Source organism: uncultured Marivita sp. (assembly GCF_947488135.1).
Classification (GTDB): domain Bacteria; phylum Pseudomonadota; class Alphaproteobacteria; order Rhodobacterales; family Rhodobacteraceae; genus Marivita.
Genome location: NZ_CANKYW010000008.1, coordinates 60,781 through 79,281 on the forward strand (window position 1 = coordinate 60,781; position 18,501 = coordinate 79,281).

The 18,501-nt window shown below is 63.4% G+C and carries 17 protein-coding genes; 7 read left to right on the forward strand and 10 right to left on the reverse strand.

What is annotated here, in order from left to right:
* Positions 1–21: 21 nt before the first annotated feature.
* The 10 genes from uxuA to ugpC all read right to left on the reverse strand — a co-directional run bounded on the left by uxuA (position 22) and on the right by ugpC (position 10,908).
* Complete coding sequence (gene uxuA / locus Q1B16_RS18655; RefSeq protein ID WP_299792534.1) at positions 22–1,170, reverse strand: mannonate dehydratase; 1,149 nt, start codon at positions 1,168–1,170, stop codon at positions 22–24.
* Positions 1,163–1,906, reverse strand: a complete 744-nt coding sequence (locus Q1B16_RS18660) for a ribonuclease activity regulator RraA (protein ID WP_299792537.1) — start codon at positions 1,904–1,906, stop codon at positions 1,163–1,165. The genes uxuA and Q1B16_RS18660 overlap by 8 nt, the downstream gene beginning before the upstream one ends.
* A 4-nt stretch (positions 1,907–1,910) precedes the next feature.
* The gene (locus tag Q1B16_RS18665; RefSeq protein ID WP_299792540.1) at positions 1,911–2,825 is read right to left on the reverse strand and encodes a sugar kinase; all 915 of its coding nucleotides are present in this window, start codon (positions 2,823–2,825) and stop codon (positions 1,911–1,913) included.
* A gap of 10 nt (positions 2,826–2,835) precedes the next feature.
* Positions 2,836–3,147: a cupin domain-containing protein gene (locus Q1B16_RS18670; RefSeq protein WP_299792542.1), complete on the reverse strand. Its 312-nt coding sequence runs from the start codon at positions 3,145–3,147 to the stop codon at positions 2,836–2,838.
* A gap of 12 nt (positions 3,148–3,159) precedes the next feature.
* Complete coding sequence (locus Q1B16_RS18675) at positions 3,160–3,903, reverse strand: glucose 1-dehydrogenase (protein ID WP_299792545.1); 744 nt, start codon at positions 3,901–3,903, stop codon at positions 3,160–3,162.
* Between the two features lie 18 nt (positions 3,904–3,921).
* Positions 3,922–6,243 (reverse strand): DUF4962 domain-containing protein, encoded by a 2,322-nt coding sequence (locus Q1B16_RS18680; RefSeq protein ID WP_299792548.1) that lies wholly within the window; start codon positions 6,241–6,243, stop codon positions 3,922–3,924.
* Positions 6,244–6,325: 82 nt separating this feature from the next.
* Positions 6,326–7,888, reverse strand: coding sequence for an extracellular solute-binding protein (locus Q1B16_RS18685; protein WP_299792551.1), 1,563 nt, complete (start codon positions 7,886–7,888; stop codon positions 6,326–6,328).
* 29 nt (positions 7,889–7,917) lie between these two features.
* A complete protein-coding gene (locus Q1B16_RS18690) occupies positions 7,918–8,799 on the reverse strand; it encodes a carbohydrate ABC transporter permease (protein WP_299792554.1) in 882 nt (293 codons plus the stop codon).
* Between the two features lie 14 nt (positions 8,800–8,813).
* Positions 8,814–9,827 carry a sugar ABC transporter permease gene (locus Q1B16_RS18695; protein WP_299792557.1) on the reverse strand — a complete coding sequence of 338 codons (1,014 nt, stop codon included), beginning with the start codon at positions 9,825–9,827 and terminating at the stop codon, positions 8,814–8,816.
* Between the two features lie 4 nt (positions 9,828–9,831).
* Entirely contained in the window at positions 9,832–10,908 is a 1,077-nt protein-coding gene (gene ugpC / locus Q1B16_RS18700; RefSeq protein ID WP_299792560.1) for a sn-glycerol-3-phosphate ABC transporter ATP-binding protein UgpC, read from the reverse strand.
* A gap of 159 nt (positions 10,909–11,067) precedes the next feature.
* Here ugpC and Q1B16_RS18705 point away from each other — a divergent pair, with 159 nt between their 5' ends.
* From Q1B16_RS18705 to Q1B16_RS18735, 7 genes are all read left to right on the forward strand, one after another.
* Positions 11,068–11,760 carry a GntR family transcriptional regulator gene (locus Q1B16_RS18705; RefSeq protein ID WP_299792563.1) on the forward strand — a complete coding sequence of 231 codons (693 nt, stop codon included), beginning with the start codon at positions 11,068–11,070 and terminating at the stop codon, positions 11,758–11,760.
* A 66-nt stretch (positions 11,761–11,826) separates the two neighbouring features.
* The gene (locus tag Q1B16_RS18710; protein ID WP_299792566.1) at positions 11,827–13,200 is read left to right on the forward strand and encodes an MATE family efflux transporter; all 1,374 of its coding nucleotides are present in this window, start codon (positions 11,827–11,829) and stop codon (positions 13,198–13,200) included.
* A gap of 40 nt (positions 13,201–13,240) precedes the next feature.
* Complete coding sequence (kduI, locus tag Q1B16_RS18715; protein WP_299792569.1) at positions 13,241–14,071, forward strand: 5-dehydro-4-deoxy-D-glucuronate isomerase; 831 nt, start codon at positions 13,241–13,243, stop codon at positions 14,069–14,071.
* Entirely contained in the window at positions 14,068–14,823 is a 756-nt protein-coding gene (kduD, locus tag Q1B16_RS18720) for a 2-dehydro-3-deoxy-D-gluconate 5-dehydrogenase KduD (protein WP_299792572.1), read from the forward strand. The genes kduI and kduD overlap by 4 nt, the downstream gene beginning before the upstream one ends.
* Positions 14,820–15,962 carry a Gfo/Idh/MocA family oxidoreductase gene (locus tag Q1B16_RS18725; protein ID WP_299792575.1) on the forward strand — a complete coding sequence of 381 codons (1,143 nt, stop codon included), beginning with the start codon at positions 14,820–14,822 and terminating at the stop codon, positions 15,960–15,962. The genes kduD and Q1B16_RS18725 overlap by 4 nt, the downstream gene beginning before the upstream one ends.
* Complete coding sequence (gene manD / locus Q1B16_RS18730; RefSeq protein WP_299792578.1) at positions 15,959–17,185, forward strand: D-mannonate dehydratase ManD; 1,227 nt, start codon at positions 15,959–15,961, stop codon at positions 17,183–17,185. Before Q1B16_RS18725 ends, manD begins: the two co-directional genes overlap by 4 nt.
* On the forward strand, positions 17,185–18,243 hold the full coding sequence (locus tag Q1B16_RS18735; RefSeq protein WP_299792581.1) for a Gfo/Idh/MocA family oxidoreductase: 1,059 nt from the start codon (positions 17,185–17,187) through the stop codon (positions 18,241–18,243). The genes manD and Q1B16_RS18735 overlap by 1 nt, the downstream gene beginning before the upstream one ends.
* Positions 18,244–18,501: the final 258 nt, after the last annotated feature.

Here is an 18,501-nt window from a genome sequence, read left to right on the forward strand (position 1 = left end):
CATCGGTGCGGCCAGATCCCCTCACGACATCGCCGCAATGACCCCACGCAGTTCTGCGAGGCCGCGCAGGCGGCCGATGAGGGTGTAGCCCGGCTGGACCGGGCGGCTGGCATCCGAAAGAAGCGCGTGGCCGTGATCGGCGCGGAAGGGCAGGTCGACGGCGCGGTTGGCTTCGGTTTCCAGAAACTCGTCGATGACGGCGACCATGTCGACATCGCCACCCAGATGCGCGCTTTCCGAGAAAGAGCCATCGGGGTCCTTGGTGACATTGCGCAGATGGACGAAATGGATACGCGGACCAAAGCGCCGGGCGATGGCCGTCACGTCATTGTCGGGATGCGACCCGAGCGATCCGGTGCACAGCGTCAGCCCGTTTTCCGGCGCGTCGACTGCGTTGAGAATCCACTCGATATCCGCCTCTGTCGATACGATCCGGGGCAGGCCAAGGATGTCGCGGGGCGGATCGTCGGGGTGGATGCAGAGCTTGACACCAAGCTCCGCCGCCGTCGGGACGACCTCTTGCAGAAAGCGGCGCAGGTTCGCGCGCAGATCGTTAGGGGTGAGGCCGTCATAGCTCTGCAAGACACCCCGCAGCCCGGCGATGTCATAGCGGTCCACGGCACCGGGCAGGCCGGACATGCCAGCGTGCAAAAGCGCTGTGCGGTCCTCCTCGGTGCTGTCCGAGAACCACGCATCCCCGATGGCAATCGCCTCGGGATGGTATTCGTCCCGCGCCGCCTCACGGCCCAGCATGTGCACCTCGAAAGCGGCCATGTGCGCGGCGGAAAACCGAAGGCAGGTGCCGCCGGTTGCCACGGGAAAGGCGAGGTCGGTGCGCGTCCAATCGAGGATCGGCATGAAGTTGTAGCACACTGTCCCGATCCCTTCCGCCGCGAGGTTGGCGAGAGACTGGCGGTAGGCCGCAAAGAGCGGAGCAAGATCGCCGGTGCCGCGTTTGATATCCTCGTGAACGGGAAGGCTCTCGACCACGTCCCAGGACAGCCCTGCGGCTTCGATCTCGCGGCGGCGGGCGGCGATGGTCTCTTGCGGCCAGATTTCGCCGTAGGGAAGGGCGTGCAGGGCGCTGACGATGCCGGTGGCGCCGGTCTGACCCACCTCTGACAGGGCGATGGGGTCGAATTCGCCGAACCAGCGCCAGGTTTCACGCATCGCGACTGGCCTTCCAGGTCTCGAACGCCTCCAGCGTCTTGGGCTCGGTCGGCGGATAGAGCCCCCGGATCGACGCGCCACCTTCGACCTGTTCCAGAACGAACGCCTCGAAAAGCTCCATGCCCGTGGTCTCGGCGGCGATTTCGTCGGCCAAATGGCGCGGGATGACCATGACCCCGTCGGCATCGCCCAAGAGGATATCGCCGGGATAGACCGCAACGCCGCCGCAGGCGATGGGCAGACCGATATCGACCGCATGATGCTTGGTCAGGTTCGTCGGAGCCGAGGGTTTGGCGGCGAAAACCGGCATGTCGAGCGCGGCGGCCCCGGCGGCATCGCGGATGCCCCCATCACTGACCACACCGGCCACGCCGCGCCTCTGGCAGCGCGTGAGCAGGATGGTGCCGGCAGAGGCGGCTGAGGCGTCCTGACGGCAGTCCATCACGAGCACCGCGCCCGGCGGACAATCCTCGACCGCGACACGCTGCGGATGATCCGGTTCGCGGAACGCCTCGAGCGGATCGGTGTCGGGACGCGCCGGGATATGGCGCAGCGTGTAGGCTGGCCCGACCATCGTGCCCGTGTCGCGGCCCAGGGGCAGCACGCCCTGAATATAGGCGTTGTGATAGCCGCGTTTGAACAGGAGCGTCGCCACACTGGCGGTGCTTGCCTGTTTTAGCCGGTCCAGCGTGTCGGGGGCCAGATCGATGGTCGCGGCGTCGGGTGGGTTCGGCATGGGCCTATCCTTTGGGAAGAGGGGGCAGGTCGGCATCGACCAGAGCGCCCCTGTGCTGCACGACCTCGCGCGACAGGGCGCAGGCATAGGTGATCCCGTCCGCAAGGCTTTGCCCGGTGGCGTGGCCTGCAAAGAACCCCGCGTTGAAGCTGTCGCCGGCGGCGGTGGTGTCGGTGACGCGATCGAGCGCGGTCACGGGGACTTCTCCGAACCGCTCGCCCTCGGCATAGAGCACGGGCGAGGGGCCATTCTTGACGACGACAGTCATCACCCCGGCGTCGAGATACCGTTGGGCGGTGGCCCTTGGCGTGGCGTCGGCGAACCAGCTGGCCTCGTCCTCGAAAGAGGGCAGGGCGATGTCACTGACGGCGGCGCCCTGCATGATGGTGTTTCGCATGACGTCCGGCGATTCCCAAAGCCTGGGGCGCAGGTTCGGATCGAAAGCGATGGTCCTGCCCTGCGCACGCGCCTCGCGGAGCGCCTTGAGGAGGGTTGCGCGTTTGTCGGGGGCCAGAATGGCGAGGGTGATGCCGGAAAAGTAGATCAGATCGGCGTCAGACATGGCCCGCGCCAGCCTCTCCGGGTCATCGGCCAATGTCCGGGCAGCGGACTGGCCGCGCCAGTAGGAGAAGCTGCGTTCGCCATTGTCGAGAGAGATCAGGTAAAGACCGACGGTCCGATCCGCGTTGGTCTGCACTGCGCGCGTATCGATCCCCGAAGCCTGCATGAACTCTGTCAGGCTTTGTGACAGCCTGTCTTCGCCGACCGCCGTCAGATAGGCGACGGAGACCTGCGGCGCGACCCGCGCCATGTACCACGCGGTGTTGAACGTATCGCCCGCAAAGCCCAACCGATACTCGCCGGGCGCATCGGACGGGGCCAGTTCGGCCATACATTCGCCAATCGCGAGAAAGCGCATCTCCGGGGCCTTACAGGAAATCGTCGCGGCGCGGGGTGAAGCAATCCACGAGCGTGCCCGGCTCGAGGCACACGCAGCCGTGCATCATCTCGGACGGGATGACGAAACTGTCCCCCGGACCCACCTCGCGTTCCTCGTCGCCCAGCGTAAACCGGAAGCGGCCGCTTTCCACGTAGGTGGACTGGATATGCGGATGGTTGTGCATCGCGCCGATGGATCCTTCCGCGTCAAAGCGGAAGGCCACCACCATGAGGTCGGGATGATCGGCGAGAACCTGACGGGTCACGTTCTCGCCGGTCGAGACAACGGGGAATTCAGACATGGCCACCTCCGGTTACGAGAACAGCATACCGCCGTTGATATCGATATTGGTCCCGGTGATGAAGGCACTGTCGGCGCAGGCAAGAAACAGCACCAGGTTCGCGGCATCGTCCACATGCCCCTGACGCTTGAGCGGCGCGTTGGCTTCGAACCCGCGGCGTCCGGCGTCGGGGGTGTGGATGTTGTGGAAATCGGTGTCGATCATGCCGGGGCAGAGCGCGTTGACACGGATATCGGGGCCAAGCTCCTTGGCCAGACCACGCGTCATGGTCATGATCGCCCCTTTCGAGGTCGCGTAGGCCACCGCTCCGGGGCCACCGCCGTCGCGCCCGGCCTGTGAGGCAAGGTTCACGATCGTGCCGCTTTTCATGTGCGCGAGGCACGCCTTGGTCATCATGAAGGTGGAGGTGAGGTTCAGCGTCATCACCGCCTCCCAATGGGACAGCTCCATCTCGGCGATCTTCTTGCGGGCGATCAGGCCGCCGGCATTGTTCACGAGGATATCCACCCCGCCGAACGCATCGACGGCGGCGTTGACGAGCTTGTCCACGCCCGCTTGCGTGTTCAGATCGGCCTGCACGGCAATGGCTTTGCCGCCTGCGCCTTCGATCTCGGCTACAACGGCATCGGCGCCCTTGGAGCTTTCGAAATAGCTGATGGCCACGTTCGCGCCCTCGGCGGCGAGTTTCCTGGCGACGGCGGCGCCGATATCCCGGCCACCGCCGGTGATGATGGCGGTTTGTCCTGCGAGTTTCATATCAATCCTTCCCCTGACTTAGGTATTGGCGAGTTTTTTCATGACGACCTTGAACGTGTTTTCGTCGGGGTCGGTGAAATAGAGATCGGCGTCGTAGCCCTGATCATCCATGAAGTTGAACACCCGCTTCGGCGCGTCGAGCTTGTAGGGCACAAGCAGCGTGGCGATGCGGTGGCGGGTTGCGGCGGGATACCGGGCCGTCAGGCATGTGCTGACGGGCAGGCCTTCGTAATCGGCGGGGTCCACATCGGTGAATTCGGTCTTCTGCGTGATCTCGGGCTTGCCGCCTTCGGACCATACGACCTGACCGTAAAAGCCCGCGCGGTCCTGCGTGTTGCGGAACGACGACTTGCCAAGCTCGTAGGGGTTGTTGGCATGGAGCAGCCATTCGACCGTCACGGGTTCGTCCGCATCGACCTTGTCGACGATGACGAAATACGAGTTGCGCACGAAATAGATCTCGCGCTCGGCGCGCGTGACCTCGGGTGACAGGCTTTGATAGGCCGGGGTGGCGTCGCCGTGGATGAAGATATGGTCCTCGCGCTCTTCGGCGGCGAGGATCCTGCCCGTGGCGCTCAGCGCCTTGGCCTTGTCCTTTTCGGCGTATTGCCCCTTGCCGTTGATCAGGATCGCGTTCTTCGATCGGGTCTGATGCCGCCAGTTGCGGTGCATGGAGGAATTGAAGGCGACGTAATAGCCGGACTGGATCGCCATGTCCTCGCCATAGGCGGCAAGGCAAAAGGCGTTCTGATCGCCGTGGCTGTGGCTGACAGAGCCGAATTTGGACGATTTGAACACGAACTGGATGTGGTTGTCTGGATCGTCCATCGCGTGCTGCACGCCGACCCAGCCGATGCCCTTGAAGTGCCGCAGCCCGCCTTTCGGCGGTGTGGCCTCGACCACCGGAAAATCGGTGCGGAAGACCATTTCGTCGAAATTGGTGTCCCACCAGCCCCAATTGTAGAACGCCATCTCGGTGCCGGGGTTGGTGCGCAGGTTCTCGTCGCAATACCACTGGTATTCGCCCTTGCCGGTGACGCCCGCGAACTGGCGCATGTTGAGCCCGGTCTTGATGGCGGGCAGATCGCCAAGTGCGCTGTTGTCGCCAAAGGACGCCCGGCGCGTGTTGGGGGCGTTGCAGAACAGAGGGAAATCGCCGGTGTTTTGCAGGAACGGACGCTTGTAGATGTCGATGCCGGTATAGCTCTTGAGGCGATTGGCCGCGTCGATGAGATAGGCCATGCCCATCATCCAATATTGCGTGCCCTCGGCCCAGCCGCCGTCGCCATCGCCCCAGGGGGAATAGACGGTCGACAGAAACTCGATGCTGTAATTCAGCCACTCGCGGGCTTCGTCGGCGTCGTCATCCCCGAGCAAGGCGATGCAGGCGGGCACGATGCAAAGCGACACGGAGCGCACGGCGTGGCTGTCATAGGGGAAGAGGTGGATCTTGGCGTTCAGGATCGCGTGCTCGGCGATGTCGCGGGTGCGGGCGAGCAGGGCGGCGCGGACCGTATCGCGCTCGTCCTCGGACAGATCGTCATAGAGCCAGTCATAGCCCCACGCGATCGCGTTGCAGACGCGGTAGGCCCATTCGTCGGTATAGGCGCGCGAGGTGACGCCCATCGGGTCCCAGGAGGCCGCCTCGAGCAGCCACTCCTTGGCGCGGGCGGTCATCTTGGCGTCGTCGGTGACCTTGCCGCCGATGGCGAGATGGCGGATGGCGTACCAGAGCTCTTGAAGCTCGATATAGGTTTTCCGCCAGACCGGCGCGGTGCGCGTGTGATTGGGGTAGCCCTCGGGTTCGCGCATGACCTCGCGGTCCATCCAAGGCAGGACGGATTTTTCGTAGAAGGTCGACCAGGCGCAATGGGTCGGGTCGGCCTTGACCGCTTTCTTGAACTCGGCCAGCCGGTCCTGCGTCATCCAGAGCCGCGGATGGTCCGTGGCGACCTTGGCCAGCCGCGTGGCGCGGGCGGGCAGGGGGGTTTCGGGCAGGTCCTCGGCAAGGGTAAAGCTGCGGGTGCTGCTCCAGGTGCTCGACGGCGCGCCCTTGGCGGCGTCCCATGTCGCGTAGGACCAATGGTAGTCACCGGGCGCCAGCGCCGTGTCGGGGGTAAAGAAATTGAGCGGGAGGTCCGAGAACACCTGCGTCCTGGCCTTGGGAAACTCGGGGTCGGACGAGATGCGCAGCACGTAGCGCGTGTCGTCGTCGATCACCGGGATCCATGTGAACCGGGGCGGGTTTTCGACGATTTCGGAGTCGGCAACCGGGCCATACTGGATGGTCAATCGGCCTGCTTTGGGTTCGTCGAGCATAGGAAGGGCTGGTGCCGGCATCGGTTCGTTTCCGCTGAGACTTTTGGGAAGGGATGAATGTGCCGGAGGCAACCGCCTGGGCCGCCCCCGGTCCGAGGGACGTTTAGTTGCCGTACTGGCGTTCGTAGGCGGACTGCATCACTTCGAGCACGTCCTGAAGGCCAAGGCTGTCGAGCTGGGCGAGGTAATCGTCCCACTCTTCCTCGATATCCGCGGAGCCGAGAATCCAGGCCTGCTGACGTTCCAGCATGTAGTCGCGGACCGATCCCCAGTGCTTGTCATAGATGCGCTGTTCGTCGGCGTTGAAGGACACGCCAAGGAAGTCCGGGATCAGGTAATCGCCCTGTTCGTAAAGCTCGATTCCTTCCAGCGCGATCTCGTTGGTCCACTGGACCTCGTAATCGTAATCCTGGAAGTAACCACGCCCCTGAAGCTGGGCACCGATCTGGTAGAGCGACCGGTTGACCGGACCTGCATCGAGGAACTCCTGTTTGAAGATCGGCTTGCCGTCGACCATGTCGTAATGCATGCCCTCGACGCCGAAATTGGCAAGGCGGCGACCTTCCTCGGTGAACCAGAAGTCGAAATACTTGATGGTTTCGACCGGGTGTTCGTTGGTGTGGCCGATGGCCCAGCCATCCGGCTTCACCAGGATGCGGCGATGTTCTTCGATCTGCTTGCCCGAGACCGAGGCCGGCGGCACCATGGCCTTGAATTCGAACCCTTCGATTTCGCTTGCGAGGCTGTTGTAACCGCCGGTCGAGGCGAACCAGTCATGTGTCGCGCCGCCGAGGTTCTCGGACAACAGGAAGTCACGGGCCGAGCTGCCGCGGGTGAAAATCTCGGCGTCGATCAGGCCGTCGGCATACCAGCGGGCCAGGTTCTTCATGCCCTCGCGATAGCCTTCGCCGATATAGCCGTGCGTGATCTGGCCGTCGTCGACGTAGAAGTCGTGATAGGTGTCGGAGCCGTGCGCGCGACCGTCCCAGAGCGTGACGAGGCGGATCAGTTCGGGCCACTGACGCGCGAAGAAGGGCACTTCGTCCGCTTCGCCGTTGCCGTTGGGATCCTGCGTCTTGAAGGCGCGCAGGACGGCTTCGTATTCATCCACCGTCTCGGGCATGTCGAGGCCGAGCGCATCGAGCCAATCGGTGCGGATCCAGTAGGCGCGGCCGTATTTGCCGTCGGGCAGGTAGGGGATGTAATACATCTGGCCGTCCGCCGCCTTGACCGAGGCCGCGATGTCGGGGCGTTCGGCGTAGAAGGCCTTGATGTTCGGTGCGTGTTCGTCGATCAGATCGTTGAGCGGGTAGAACGCGCCTTCCGGGCCGTACTGGTTGACGAAATCCTTGATGCGGCTGGAACCCACGATGTCGGGGATCGTTCCGGAGGCCAGCATCAGGTTGAGCGCCTCGGTGTTGCCGGTGTTTTCGGAATCGGTCCGCATATTGGCCCCGACGGTCACATCCTTGAGGTGGATGTTGGTCAGGGCACGCGCCGCCTGTTCCACCGGCCAGTCTTCTTCGTAGATCGGATAGGCGCGGTGGTTCATCTGGATCGTCAGTTCCAGCGGTTCGTCCACGATTTGCAGATGACCTTCTGCAAAGGCGGGCGTGGTGATGGCGCTTCCTGCAAGCAATGCTGCGGCCAGGCTAAGTTTACGCATTGGTTCTCCTCCCATTTGCGATCTTCTTGTCATTCCTTGACACCCCCGAGCAGGATGCCCTTTTCAAAGTATTTCTGGATGAACGGGTAGACGATCAGCACCGGGATGATCGAACAGACGATGATGGCTGCGGTCACGGTTTCGGCGCTGAAGCCTGCGGCGGTCTGGACGATGGCGAATTCATCGTCGTCGCTCAGGTTCGAGATGGTGTGCCGCAGGAACACCTGAAGCGGGATTTTCTCTTCGCTTTGCAGCAGGACCATGGCCCAGAAAAACCCGTTCCATCGCGACACGATGCAAAAGAGCGTGATCGTCGCGATGGCCGGTTTCGAAAGCGGGACAAACACCTTCCAGAGCACCTGGAAATCGTTTGCGCCGTCCATGCGTGCCGCCTCTTCAAAGCTCTGCGGGATCGCTTCGAAGAAGTTGCGCAGCAGGATGATGTTGAAGGCGTTGACCGCGAAGGCGAGGATGATGCCGAACATGCTGTCCAGAAGGCCGAGGTCGCGCATGTTCAGGAAGAAGGGGATCAGTCCGGCGTTGAACCACATCGTGAAGGCGACGAAGAGGTTGAAGAACCGACGCCCCTTGAGCTGCGGACGCGACAGGGCGTAGGCGCCGGGGATGATGAACGCGAGGCTCATCAGCGTGCCGCCGATCGTGTAGATGAACGTGTTGCGGTAGCTGATCCAGAACTGCGGGTCTTTGAGGATGTAGCCATACGCTTCGAGCGTGAAGTTGATCGGCGTCAGCACCACCTTTCCCGCCTGCGCTGCGAAGCCCGAGCTGAACGACACCGCCGCGATGTAGATGAAGGGGTAGAGGGTGGCGATGGTGAACATGCCGATCAGGATCGACACGACGATCGCGAATATCTTGTCGCCGCGCGAATAGAGGTTCCAATTCATCATGGGTCAGTCCCCCCTTACCAGAGTGACGTGCGCGAGAAGCGGCGCGACAGGGTGTTGGCGGTCATGACCAGGACGAAGGCGACCACGGCGTTGAAGAGACCCGCAGCAGCGGCGAGGTCGTACTGTCCGGACTGGAGACCCTGGCGGTAGACCCAGGTGTTCACCACGTCGGCGGTCTCGTAGGTGGACGGCTGGTAGAGCAGGATCACCAGTTCAAAGGACACTTCCATCACGTTGCCGATGCGGATGATCAGCATGATCAGGATCGTCGGCAGGATCGACGGAATGGTGATCTTCCACATCATCTGCCAGCGGTTCGCCCCATCGACCACGGCGCTTTCGTAGAGCGACGGGTTCACACCGGCGATGGCGGCCAGAAAGACGATGGAGCCGAAGCCTGCCTCTTGCCAGATGCCGGTGCCCACGAAGATCGGACGGAACCATTCCGGTTGGGTCAGGAAGTAGATCGGCTCGAACCCGAGCCAGCTGATGAAGGTGTTGACGATCCCGGCCGAGGGCGAAAACGCGGTGATGACGATACCGGCGATGATCACGGACGAGATGAAGTGCGGCAGGTAGACGATGGTCTGCGCAGTACGCTTGTAGGTCGCGTGCATGACCTCGTTGAACATCAGCGCCAGAATGATCGGGGCGGGAAAGCCGAAGAGCAGGTTCAGCGCCGAGATGTAGATGGTGTTTCGGACCGCGCGCAGGAACTGGTCATTGGTGAACAGGGTCTCGAAATGCTCCCAGCCGATCCAGGGGCTGCCCGCGACGCCGCGGAAGATCGAGTAGTCCTTGAACGCGATCTGAAGCCCGTACATCGGTTTGTAGAGAAACACGACGAACCAGATCAGCGTCGGCAGCAGCATCGCGTAGATCTGCCATTCGCGCTTGAAGTGGTCGAGCACCTTGACCCAGTTCTTGTCCGGGACACGGGTTTGGGACCGGTCGCGCAGGGCTTCCTGCGCCTCCACGACAACTTCCTCGATGGGAATGCCGCCTACGTCGGAATTGCGATCTGACATCTGTTCACGCTCCGAGGTTCAGGGCGCGGCCGGTTTCGGCATCGAACAGCTTGATGAGATGCGCCGGGACATGGACCGTGCCGACGCCGTAGAGATGGTTGATGTCTCCGTTGGTGTCGGCTTTGAAAACGAGGTTGTCCTCGCCGTGATGGGCGTGAAGCAGCGCTTCGGACCCCAGCGGTTCCACGAGGTCGAGATTGATGGGCAGGGCCGTGGTGCCTTCGGATTCGGCCAGCGTCACATGCTCGGGGCGGACGCCCACGATCACGTCGCGGCCCTGATGGCCGTTGATGGCGCCGTGCAGCCGAAGTTCGGTATTGCCGATTTTCGCGCCGGTTTCCGTAAGGACGCCCTTCATCTGGTTCATCGGCGGTGAGCCGAGAAAGCCGGCGACGAAGGTGTTGGCCGGGTTGTTGAACAACTCCATCGGGGTGCCGATCTGTTCGATGCGGCCGTCATTCATCACGACGATCCGGTCGGCGAGGGTCATCGCCTCGACCTGGTCGTGGGTGACGTAGACCGAGGTCACGCCAAGACGGTTGTGCAGGCGCTTGATCTCGGCGCGCATCTGGGTCCGCAGCTTGGCATCGAGGTTTGAGAGCGGTTCATCGAAGAGAAACACCTTGGGGTGACGCACGATGGCGCGGCCCATGGCGACGCGTTGGCGCTGACCGCCCGACAGGTCCGCCGGGCGGCGGTCGAGGTACGGCGTGAGGCCCAGAATCTCGGCCACATCGTCGATGGTGGTCTTGATCTGGTCTTTCGGCATCTTCCGGATGCGCAGGCCGAAGGCCATGTTCTCTGCCACGTTCAGGTGTGGGTAGAGCGCGTAGTTCTGGAACACCATGGCGACGTCACGGTCTTTCGGTGCGACCCGGTTCATGCGGCGGCCGTCGATCATCAGATCGCCGTCGGTGATTTCCTCCAGGCCCGCGATCATCCGCAGCGTCGTCGATTTCCCGCAGCCCGACGGGCCCACGAGGACGACGAATTCCTTTTCCGCAACGTTCAGATCAATGCCGTGGACGACCTGCAAAGCGCCGTATGCCTTGACGATCCCACTCAGATTCACTCCGGACATTGTCCCCTCCCAATGGTGTGGTTGCTCCTCATCGCCGACCAAATGGCGAATCAACCATGCAGACTGGTATACTAGTCAAAAAACAAGAATACTAGTCTGGTATACTAGTTTGATTTCTGATACCGGTGTTTCTAAGTATCCGCTCGAAAGGAGCATCCTATGACATTGGCGACAGCCCTTACGGAGCGACGCACCGCCGTCGACGACGTCTACGATTACCTGCACGAGCAAATCTCGACGTTGCAGCTCAAGCCGGGCGACCGCATCTCGGAAGCGGAGATCGCGGCGCAATTCGGCATTTCGCGGCAGCCCGTGCGCGACGCGTTCAGCCGCCTTGCCAATCTCGACCTGCTCTTGATTCGCCCGCAGCGCGCGACCGAGGTGCGTCGGTTTTCCATGCGGGCCATCGAAAAGGCGCGGTTCGTCAGGGCGGCCATCGAGAAAGAGGTGCTGTTTCGCGCGGCGGCGCATTGCGATGCCGAAGGCGCGCGGATGCTGGAGGAGTCGTTGCAGAAACAGGCCGACGTGGTCGATTTCGGCCGCTATGAGGATTTCGGCCCCGAGGATTACGGGTTCCATCGCAAGCTGTGCGTCATCGCCCGCGCCGAGTTCGCGTTCGATGTCATCCTCGAGGAAAAGGCCAAGGTGGATCGCCTGTGCATGCTTGGCATGGATAAGGAACAGCGCCTGCCCGATCTTCTGGACGATCACCGCAAGATCGCCGAGGCTGTGACGCAGCGCGACGCGCCCGCCGCGATTGCCGCCGGCATGGCGCATCTGTCCCGTCTCGATGAAACCATCGAACGGATTAGGGCCACCAATGCCAACTACTTTGAACGCGAAGACAGCTGACACCCGCGCGGGGGCTGTCCGAGGCACGGGCCGACCGACCGGCGGCACCCGAACCGGATCTGATCCATGACCGAGACCACATCGCCCACCTCCCTGTCGCCGTCCCCCGGCGCGCGCGACGTGTTCGCGCTGGCCTGGCCGATGACGCTCAAGGCGATCTTCTTGCACGGGACGGTGGTGATCGACGGGTTGCTGCTGTCGTCACTGGGCGAATCCGCGCTGGCGGCAATGGGTCTGGCGGCGGCCCTGGGCGGGATGGTGCTGGGGGTGATTTTCGCGTTCTCGCACGCGATGCAGATCCGCACGGCGCAGGCGTTCGGCGGCGGCGACCCGGTGTTCCTGAAATCGGTTTTGGGCTCGGGCCTGACCGTGAGCCTGAGCATCGGGGTGGCCGGGATCGGCCTGATCTTCCTCTTCGGCGGTATGCTGATCGCCACGCTCGCCCCAAGCGCCGAGATCGCGGCGCAGGCGGAAACCTATCTCAAGATTTTCAGCATCGTGATCTTCGGCGAGGCGATCGGCCAATGTATCGCCAGTTTCTTCAACGGGTGCAGCCGCAGCAAGCTGCCGCTTTACGGCTATCTGCTGTCGGTGCCGATCAACGTCATCAGCAGCGTCGGACTGATCCACGGGCTGTGGGGTCTGCCCGCGCTTGGCATCGCCGGGGCGGCGATGGGCAGCGCTATCGCGATCAGTGTCCAGACCGCGTTCTGGAGCGTTCTTTTGCTGCGCACGAACGGGCATCTCCGCCACGTCGCGGGCTGGCACAACGGTGCGTTTCTGCCGACGATCCGGCGTCATGTCGGGTTCTCCCTGCCCATCGCCGCAACCTTCGTCAGCGCCACGATGGCCACCCATGTCTGTTCGCTGATCTACGCGAACATGTCGCTCAACGGCTTTGCGGCGATGACATTGATCGCGCCGTGGAACCTGTTGGCGGGGCAGGTCGCGATGCAGTGGACACAGGCGACGGGCATCCTCGTGGCGCAGCTTTTGGGAAGGCGCACGCCCGAAGACATCCTCGACCGGTTCCTGTCGCGGGCCTGGGCGGGGGCCTTTGCGGCGGCGGGGATCGTGTCGCTGGTCTTTCTCGTCATGTGCCTGTCGCTCGATTGGGTCTATCCCGATCTGGAGCCGGAAACCCGCGCGATCCTGTTCGGCTTTCTGCCGATCCTGCTGGTGATCCAGTTCCCCCGCGCCACCAACGCGATCTGTGGCAACACGCTGCGCGCGGCCGGGGACACTGTGTACGTCATGCACATCTTCATCTGGAGCCAGTGGGCCTTTCGCGTGCCCGCGACGGCGCTCTTCGTTCTCTATCTCGATCTGTCGCCGTTCTGGATCCTGTCGCTTTTCCTCTGGGAGGAAGTGATCAAATTCCCCGCCTTCCACCGCCGCCTCTGGCGCGGCGACTGGAAGCGCTCCGACGTTGCCGCGTGATCCGCGCGGCCATCCACACTCGCATCCCAGGGAGGAAAAGATGCTCAAAACCAACCTTCGCCGCGCCATTGATCCGCGCCACGCCAAGACCTTCGACACGACCGAACTGCGCAACGAGTTCCTCATCGACACGCTGTGGCAGGATGACGAGGTCTGCCTGACCTATTCGCAATACGACCGCATGATCGTCGGGGGGGCGACGCCGAAGTCGGGCCCGCTGACCATCGACGCGGTGGATCAGACCGGGACGCCCTCTTGGCTCGACCGGCGCGAGGCGGTTCTGGTGAGCCTTGGCACCTCCGGCACCGTCGAAGCCGGGGGCGAGACCTACGAGATGGGGCGCTGCGACATGCTCTATCTCGGGATGGGCACCGGTGCCGTGACGCTGAGCGGATCGGACGACGCGCATTTCTACATCATCTCGGCACCCGCGCACCGGGAGATCGCGGCGCGGCTGGTCACGATCGACGATGCGGCGCAGGTGCCGCTGGGGGACCGGGACACCAGCAACGAGCGGGTGATCTACCAGTTCGTGCATCCGGCCGTGATGGAAAGCTGCCAGATCGTCATGGGCATGACCAAGCTCGGCACGGGATCGGTCTGGAACACCATGCCCGCGCATTACCACGAGCGGCGTTCCGAGGCGTATCTCTACCTCGATCTAGAAGAGGGGCAGAACATCGTGCACCTGATGGGGGAGCCCGACGAGACCCGCCATCTGATCGTGCGCAACGAACAGGCGGTGCTGTCACCGCCGTGGTCGATCCATAGCGGGGCGGGCACGTCCTCCTATGCGTTCATCTGGGCGATGGCCGGGGACAATGTCGACTACACCGATGTCGACATGGTCGCGATGGAGGACCTGCGGTGAGTCGGTTCTCACTGGCAGGCACGCGCGCTTTCGTGACCGGGGCCAATACCGGCATCGGTCAGGCGATTGCGGTCGACCTCGCGCAAGCGGGGGCGCATGTGATCGCGGTGGGGCGGTCGTCCATGGATGACACTTTGGCCAAGGTGGCGGCGGTGGGTGGCACGGCCGATCCGCTCACGGCTGACCTTGGCACCGTCGCGGGCGCGCAAGCGGCCTTTGCCGAGGCCGAGGACAAATTCGGCCCGATCGACACGCTGGTGAACAACGCCGGGATCATCCGCCGCGACGACAGTCTCACCTTCTCGGAAGAGGATTGGGACGCGGTGATGGAGATCAACCTGAAGGTCGTCTTCTTCCTCAGCCAGGCTTTCGCCAAGGCGCGGATCGCAACGGGGCAGGGCGGCAGCATCATCAACATCGCCTCGCTCCTGTCCTTTCAGGGCGGCATCCGCATCCCGTCCTACACGGCCTCCAAGAGCGGGGTCGCGGGGCTTACCAAGACGCTTTCGAACGAATGGTCCGGCAGTGGGATTACCGTGAATGCGGTGGCTCCGGGATATGTGGTCAGCAACAACACCGAAGCGCTGCGCGCCGACCCCGAGCGGAACAAGGCCATCCTGGACCGCATCCCGCTGGGGCGTTGGGCCGAGCCCGAGGACATCGCGGGCGCCGTGACCTTCCTCGCCTCTCCGGCGGCGCGATACGTGACCGGGATCACGCTGCCCGTCGATGGCGGTTGGCTGGGCCGATGAGCCTGCGGGTGCTGGTCGCAGGCACAGGGTTTGCGGGGCGGGGGCACACCGCCGCCTTTCGCGCCGCGGGCTGCGAGGTGGTGGGCATGGTCGGCCGGACAGAGCATGTCGTGCGAGAGATCACCGACACGCTGTCGATCCCCTTCGGCGGTTGCGATTGGGATGCGGCGCTGGCAAAGTTTAAGCCCGACCTTGTCGCCATCGCCACGCCGGGCGGCGCGCATTACGGTCCGATCAAAGCGGCCATCGCGGCGGGCTGTCATGTCTTCTGCGACAAGCCGATGACGACCGAGGGCGCGACCGCGACAGAACTGCGTGACCTGGCGGCGGCGCGTGGGATCAAGACCGCCTATGCGGCGAGCTTCCAATACACGCCGAGCGTTCAGCACGCCAAGCGGCTGATCGCAGAGGGCGCGATTGGGGAGCCGACGGAGATCGAGAGCATCTCTCATTTCAACCTCGAACGCGGCATCCCGTTCGGCTGGTCGCACCGCGCGGAGGCGGGGGGCGGGCGGCTCAACAACAATTTCACCCATTCGCTGGCCATCGCGCAGACGCTGATCGACGGGGTCATCACCCAGATCGCCGGTGACGTGCGCGACGATCTGGGGCGCGCGCCCATCGTGGACGGTGTGCATGACTTCACCACGCGCCGCGCGTTCATCCCCGAAGACCTGACCGACCCCGCGCTGGAGTGGGGCGAGAGCAATGTGGAATGGTCCTACACGGTGATGGCGCGAATGGCCTCTGCGATGGCGCGGCAACCCGTGTCGGTTCTGTTCAAGCATGGCGGGCTGGTGCCCCGGTTCCACGAGGACCACATCGCGATCTACGGAACGACGGGCGCGATCTACCTCAAGGGGCATTACGGCTCTGGCGCGCTGTTGCTGCACGACGGGTCCGATTGGACCGAACAGACCACGCCCGAGGACATTGCCGCCACCGTGCCCGATGGGCTGGGCGAGACCGAGCAGTGCTGGCACGTTCTGGCGGACCTCTTCGTGCGCGACATCCGGGGCGAGACGGTGCCGCCTTATCCGACCTTCGCGCAAGGGGCACAGTACCAGACCATCATCGACATCCTACGCCGGTCGGGCCCGTGGGTGGATGTCTCGGACCTAAGCGGGGGGACCGCATGAAAATCACCGATGCACGGGTCTTTGTCGGCGGGCCGGGGAAGAATTACGTCACGCTCAAGATCATGACCGATCAGGGCGTCTACGGTCTGGGCGATGCGACGCTCAACAACCGCGAAACGCTGCCCGCCGCGTATCTACGCGACTACTTGATCCCGAACCTGATCGGGAAGGACCCGCGCAACTCAGAGGATATCTGGCAGTTTTTCTACCGGGGTGCGTATTTCCGGCGCGGGCCCATCGCCATGGCCGCTTTCGGGGCGATCGATATGGCGCTTTGGGACATCAAGGCAAAGCTGGCCGGGATGCCCTTGTACCAGTTGTTCGGCGGCAAGAGCCGGGACGGCGCGCTGGTCTATGCCCATGCCACCGGTGCCGATCTGGACGATCTGATGGAGAGCGTCGCGCGCTACGTGGCGCTGGGTTACAAGGCGGTGCGCGTGCAATGCGGCATTCCCGGTATGCCGACGGCCAGCTATGCGGTGCCCGAGCAAAAGAGCGCCGGCAAGGACCACATCACCGACTTCAGCGGCATCATCCCCAAGACCGAGATCTGGGACACCGATCGCTACATGCGCTTCATGCCGGGCGCTTTGGCCGAGGTGCGGGACCGGTTCGGGCCGGAACTCAAGATCCTGCATGACGTCCACCACCGCCTTCTGCCCCGCGAGGCTGCGGAATTCGCCAAGGCCGTCGAACCGGTGGGGCTCTACTGGTTGGAGGATCCGACCCCGGCCGAGGATCAGTCCGCGTTGCGGCTCATCCGTCAGCATGCGACTACGCCGATCGCGATTGGTGAGGTTTTCAATTCGATCTGGGACTGCAACGCGCTGATCGAGAATGAACTGATCGATTTCATCCGCGTTGCCGTGACCTATGCGGGTGGGATCACCCACGTCAAACGCATCGTCGATCTGGCCGCGCTGCACCACGTCCGCACCGGGTTTCATGGCGCGCCGAGCCATTCGCCCATCTCCATGGCGGCGCAGCATCACCTGAACGCGTGGGCGCCGAATTTCGGCATCCAGGAATATCTCGTGCTCGGCACCCCCGCATGTGATGCGCTTTTTCCATCTGATCACGCCCTGCGCGACGGCCTTTTCCATGTCAGCGACGCGCCCGGGCTTGGGGTCGATTTCGACGAGGACGAGGCCGCGCGATACGAATATGCGCCGGGCAGCCATCCGGTTGTGCGGCTCGAGGACGGGACGATGTGGAATTACTGATGACCAAGGTGGATACGAATCTTCCCATCGGTGTCGCCCTGATCGGGGCGGGGATGATCGCGAAAACTCATGTCGCCGCGTTGTCGGCGGCACGGGATGTGGCGCAGCTGCGGAAGGTCATTTCGCGCAGACCGGACCGCGCGCGGTATCTTGCGGAGCTTTACGATGGGCCTGTGCCCGTATTCTCGGACGATGTTGCTGCGGTCGCGGCGGACCCGTCGATCCCGGTGGCCATCGTCGCGACCCCGCCAAGCGTCCGCAAGGAGGTGATCGACACCCTCGCGCGGGCGGGCACGCATATCCTTCTGGAAAAGCCGGTAGGCCGGACCCCGGAAGAGGCGCTGGAGGTTGTCGAGATTTGCGAGCGCGAGAACGTGATACTTGGCGTGCTGTTCCAGCACCGGATGCGCGCGCCCGCGATTGCCGCCGCGCGTCATGTCGCGAGCGGGGCGCTTGGCAAGCTCGGGCTGGTGGAGATCGACGTGCCGCTCTGGCGTGATCAGTCCTATTACGATGAACTGGGTCGGGGCACCTATGCCCGCGATGGCGGCGGGGTGATGATCACCAACGCCATCCACTCCCTCGACCTTGCGATGAGCCTGGCCGGTCCGGTGACGGGTGTGCAGGCCATGACGGCCACGACGTCGCTGCACCGGATGGAGGCAGAGGATTTTGCCGTCGCCGGATTGCGTTTCGCCTGCGGGGCCGTTGGCTCTCTCGTCGCGAGCACGGCAATGTTCCCGCACCGGACCGAGATCATCCGCCTGCATTTCGAGCATGGCAGCCTAAGGATCGACAAGGACGCGCTGGAGATCTCTTGGCGGGACGGGCGCAGGAGCGTCGAAGCCCAGAGCGCGGCTGCGGGCGAGGTCAAACCCCTATCGGGTGGCAAACACGAATGGCACCAGGCCGTGATCGAGGATTTCATCGACGCCATCCGGTCGGGGCGGAAGCCGATGGTCAGCGGACGCGAGGCGCTGCTGTCGCAGGAGGTGATTGCCGCGATCGAGCGATCGTCGCGGACCGGGAGCGCTGTTGATATCGGGGCGGCACTTTGAGCCTCGAAAGGTGCTTCACCCGTGCAGCCGTCTGTTTGCGTGGGCGCGTGGCGCCGCAACTGCCGCGTCATATTATCGACGACATTCAGCGCTAATTTCACTGATCTTTCCACCGCCTCACTGGCGTGAGGTCATGTCCGTCAACCATTCAGACAAAAGTTGCTTGAAACATACACAATAACAGATACAACTTCTGCGAGTGCAGATAAGAGGTTCGTCTAATGAGAAATGTGGCTGCAAATCAGTTGGAAGCGATGT

Bases quoted from the DNA above. Each gene is read 5' to 3' on its own strand.
- uxuA (WP_299792534.1), bottom strand. From the start codon at position 1,170: ATGCGTGAAACCTGGCGCTGGTTCGGCGAATTCGACCCCATCGCCCTG.
- Q1B16_RS18660 (WP_299792537.1), bottom strand. From the start codon at position 1,906: ATGCCGAACCCACCCGACGCCGCGACCATCGATCTGGCCCCCGACACG.
- Q1B16_RS18665 (WP_299792540.1), bottom strand. From the start codon at position 2,825: ATGCGCTTTCTCGCGATTGGCGAATGTATGGCCGAACTGGCCCCGTCC.
- Q1B16_RS18670 (WP_299792542.1), bottom strand. From the start codon at position 3,147: ATGTCTGAATTCCCCGTTGTCTCGACCGGCGAGAACGTGACCCGTCAG.
- Q1B16_RS18675 (WP_299792545.1), bottom strand. From the start codon at position 3,903: ATGAAACTCGCAGGACAAACCGCCATCATCACCGGCGGTGGCCGGGAT.
- Q1B16_RS18680 (WP_299792548.1), bottom strand. From the start codon at position 6,243: ATGCCGGCACCAGCCCTTCCTATGCTCGACGAACCCAAAGCAGGCCGA.
- Q1B16_RS18685 (WP_299792551.1), bottom strand. From the start codon at position 7,888: ATGCGTAAACTTAGCCTGGCCGCAGCATTGCTTGCAGGAAGCGCCATC.
- Q1B16_RS18690 (WP_299792554.1), bottom strand. From the start codon at position 8,799: ATGATGAATTGGAACCTCTATTCGCGCGGCGACAAGATATTCGCGATC.
- Q1B16_RS18695 (WP_299792557.1), bottom strand. From the start codon at position 9,827: ATGTCAGATCGCAATTCCGACGTAGGCGGCATTCCCATCGAGGAAGTT.
- ugpC (WP_299792560.1), bottom strand. From the start codon at position 10,908: ATGTCCGGAGTGAATCTGAGTGGGATCGTCAAGGCATACGGCGCTTTG.
- Q1B16_RS18705 (WP_299792563.1), top strand. From the start codon at position 11,068: ATGACATTGGCGACAGCCCTTACGGAGCGACGCACCGCCGTCGACGAC.
- Q1B16_RS18710 (WP_299792566.1), top strand. From the start codon at position 11,827: ATGACCGAGACCACATCGCCCACCTCCCTGTCGCCGTCCCCCGGCGCG.
- kduI (WP_299792569.1), top strand. From the start codon at position 13,241: ATGCTCAAAACCAACCTTCGCCGCGCCATTGATCCGCGCCACGCCAAG.
- Q1B16_RS18725 (WP_299792575.1), top strand. From the start codon at position 14,820: ATGAGCCTGCGGGTGCTGGTCGCAGGCACAGGGTTTGCGGGGCGGGGG.
- manD (WP_299792578.1), top strand. From the start codon at position 15,959: ATGAAAATCACCGATGCACGGGTCTTTGTCGGCGGGCCGGGGAAGAAT.
- Q1B16_RS18735 (WP_299792581.1), top strand. From the start codon at position 17,185: ATGACCAAGGTGGATACGAATCTTCCCATCGGTGTCGCCCTGATCGGG.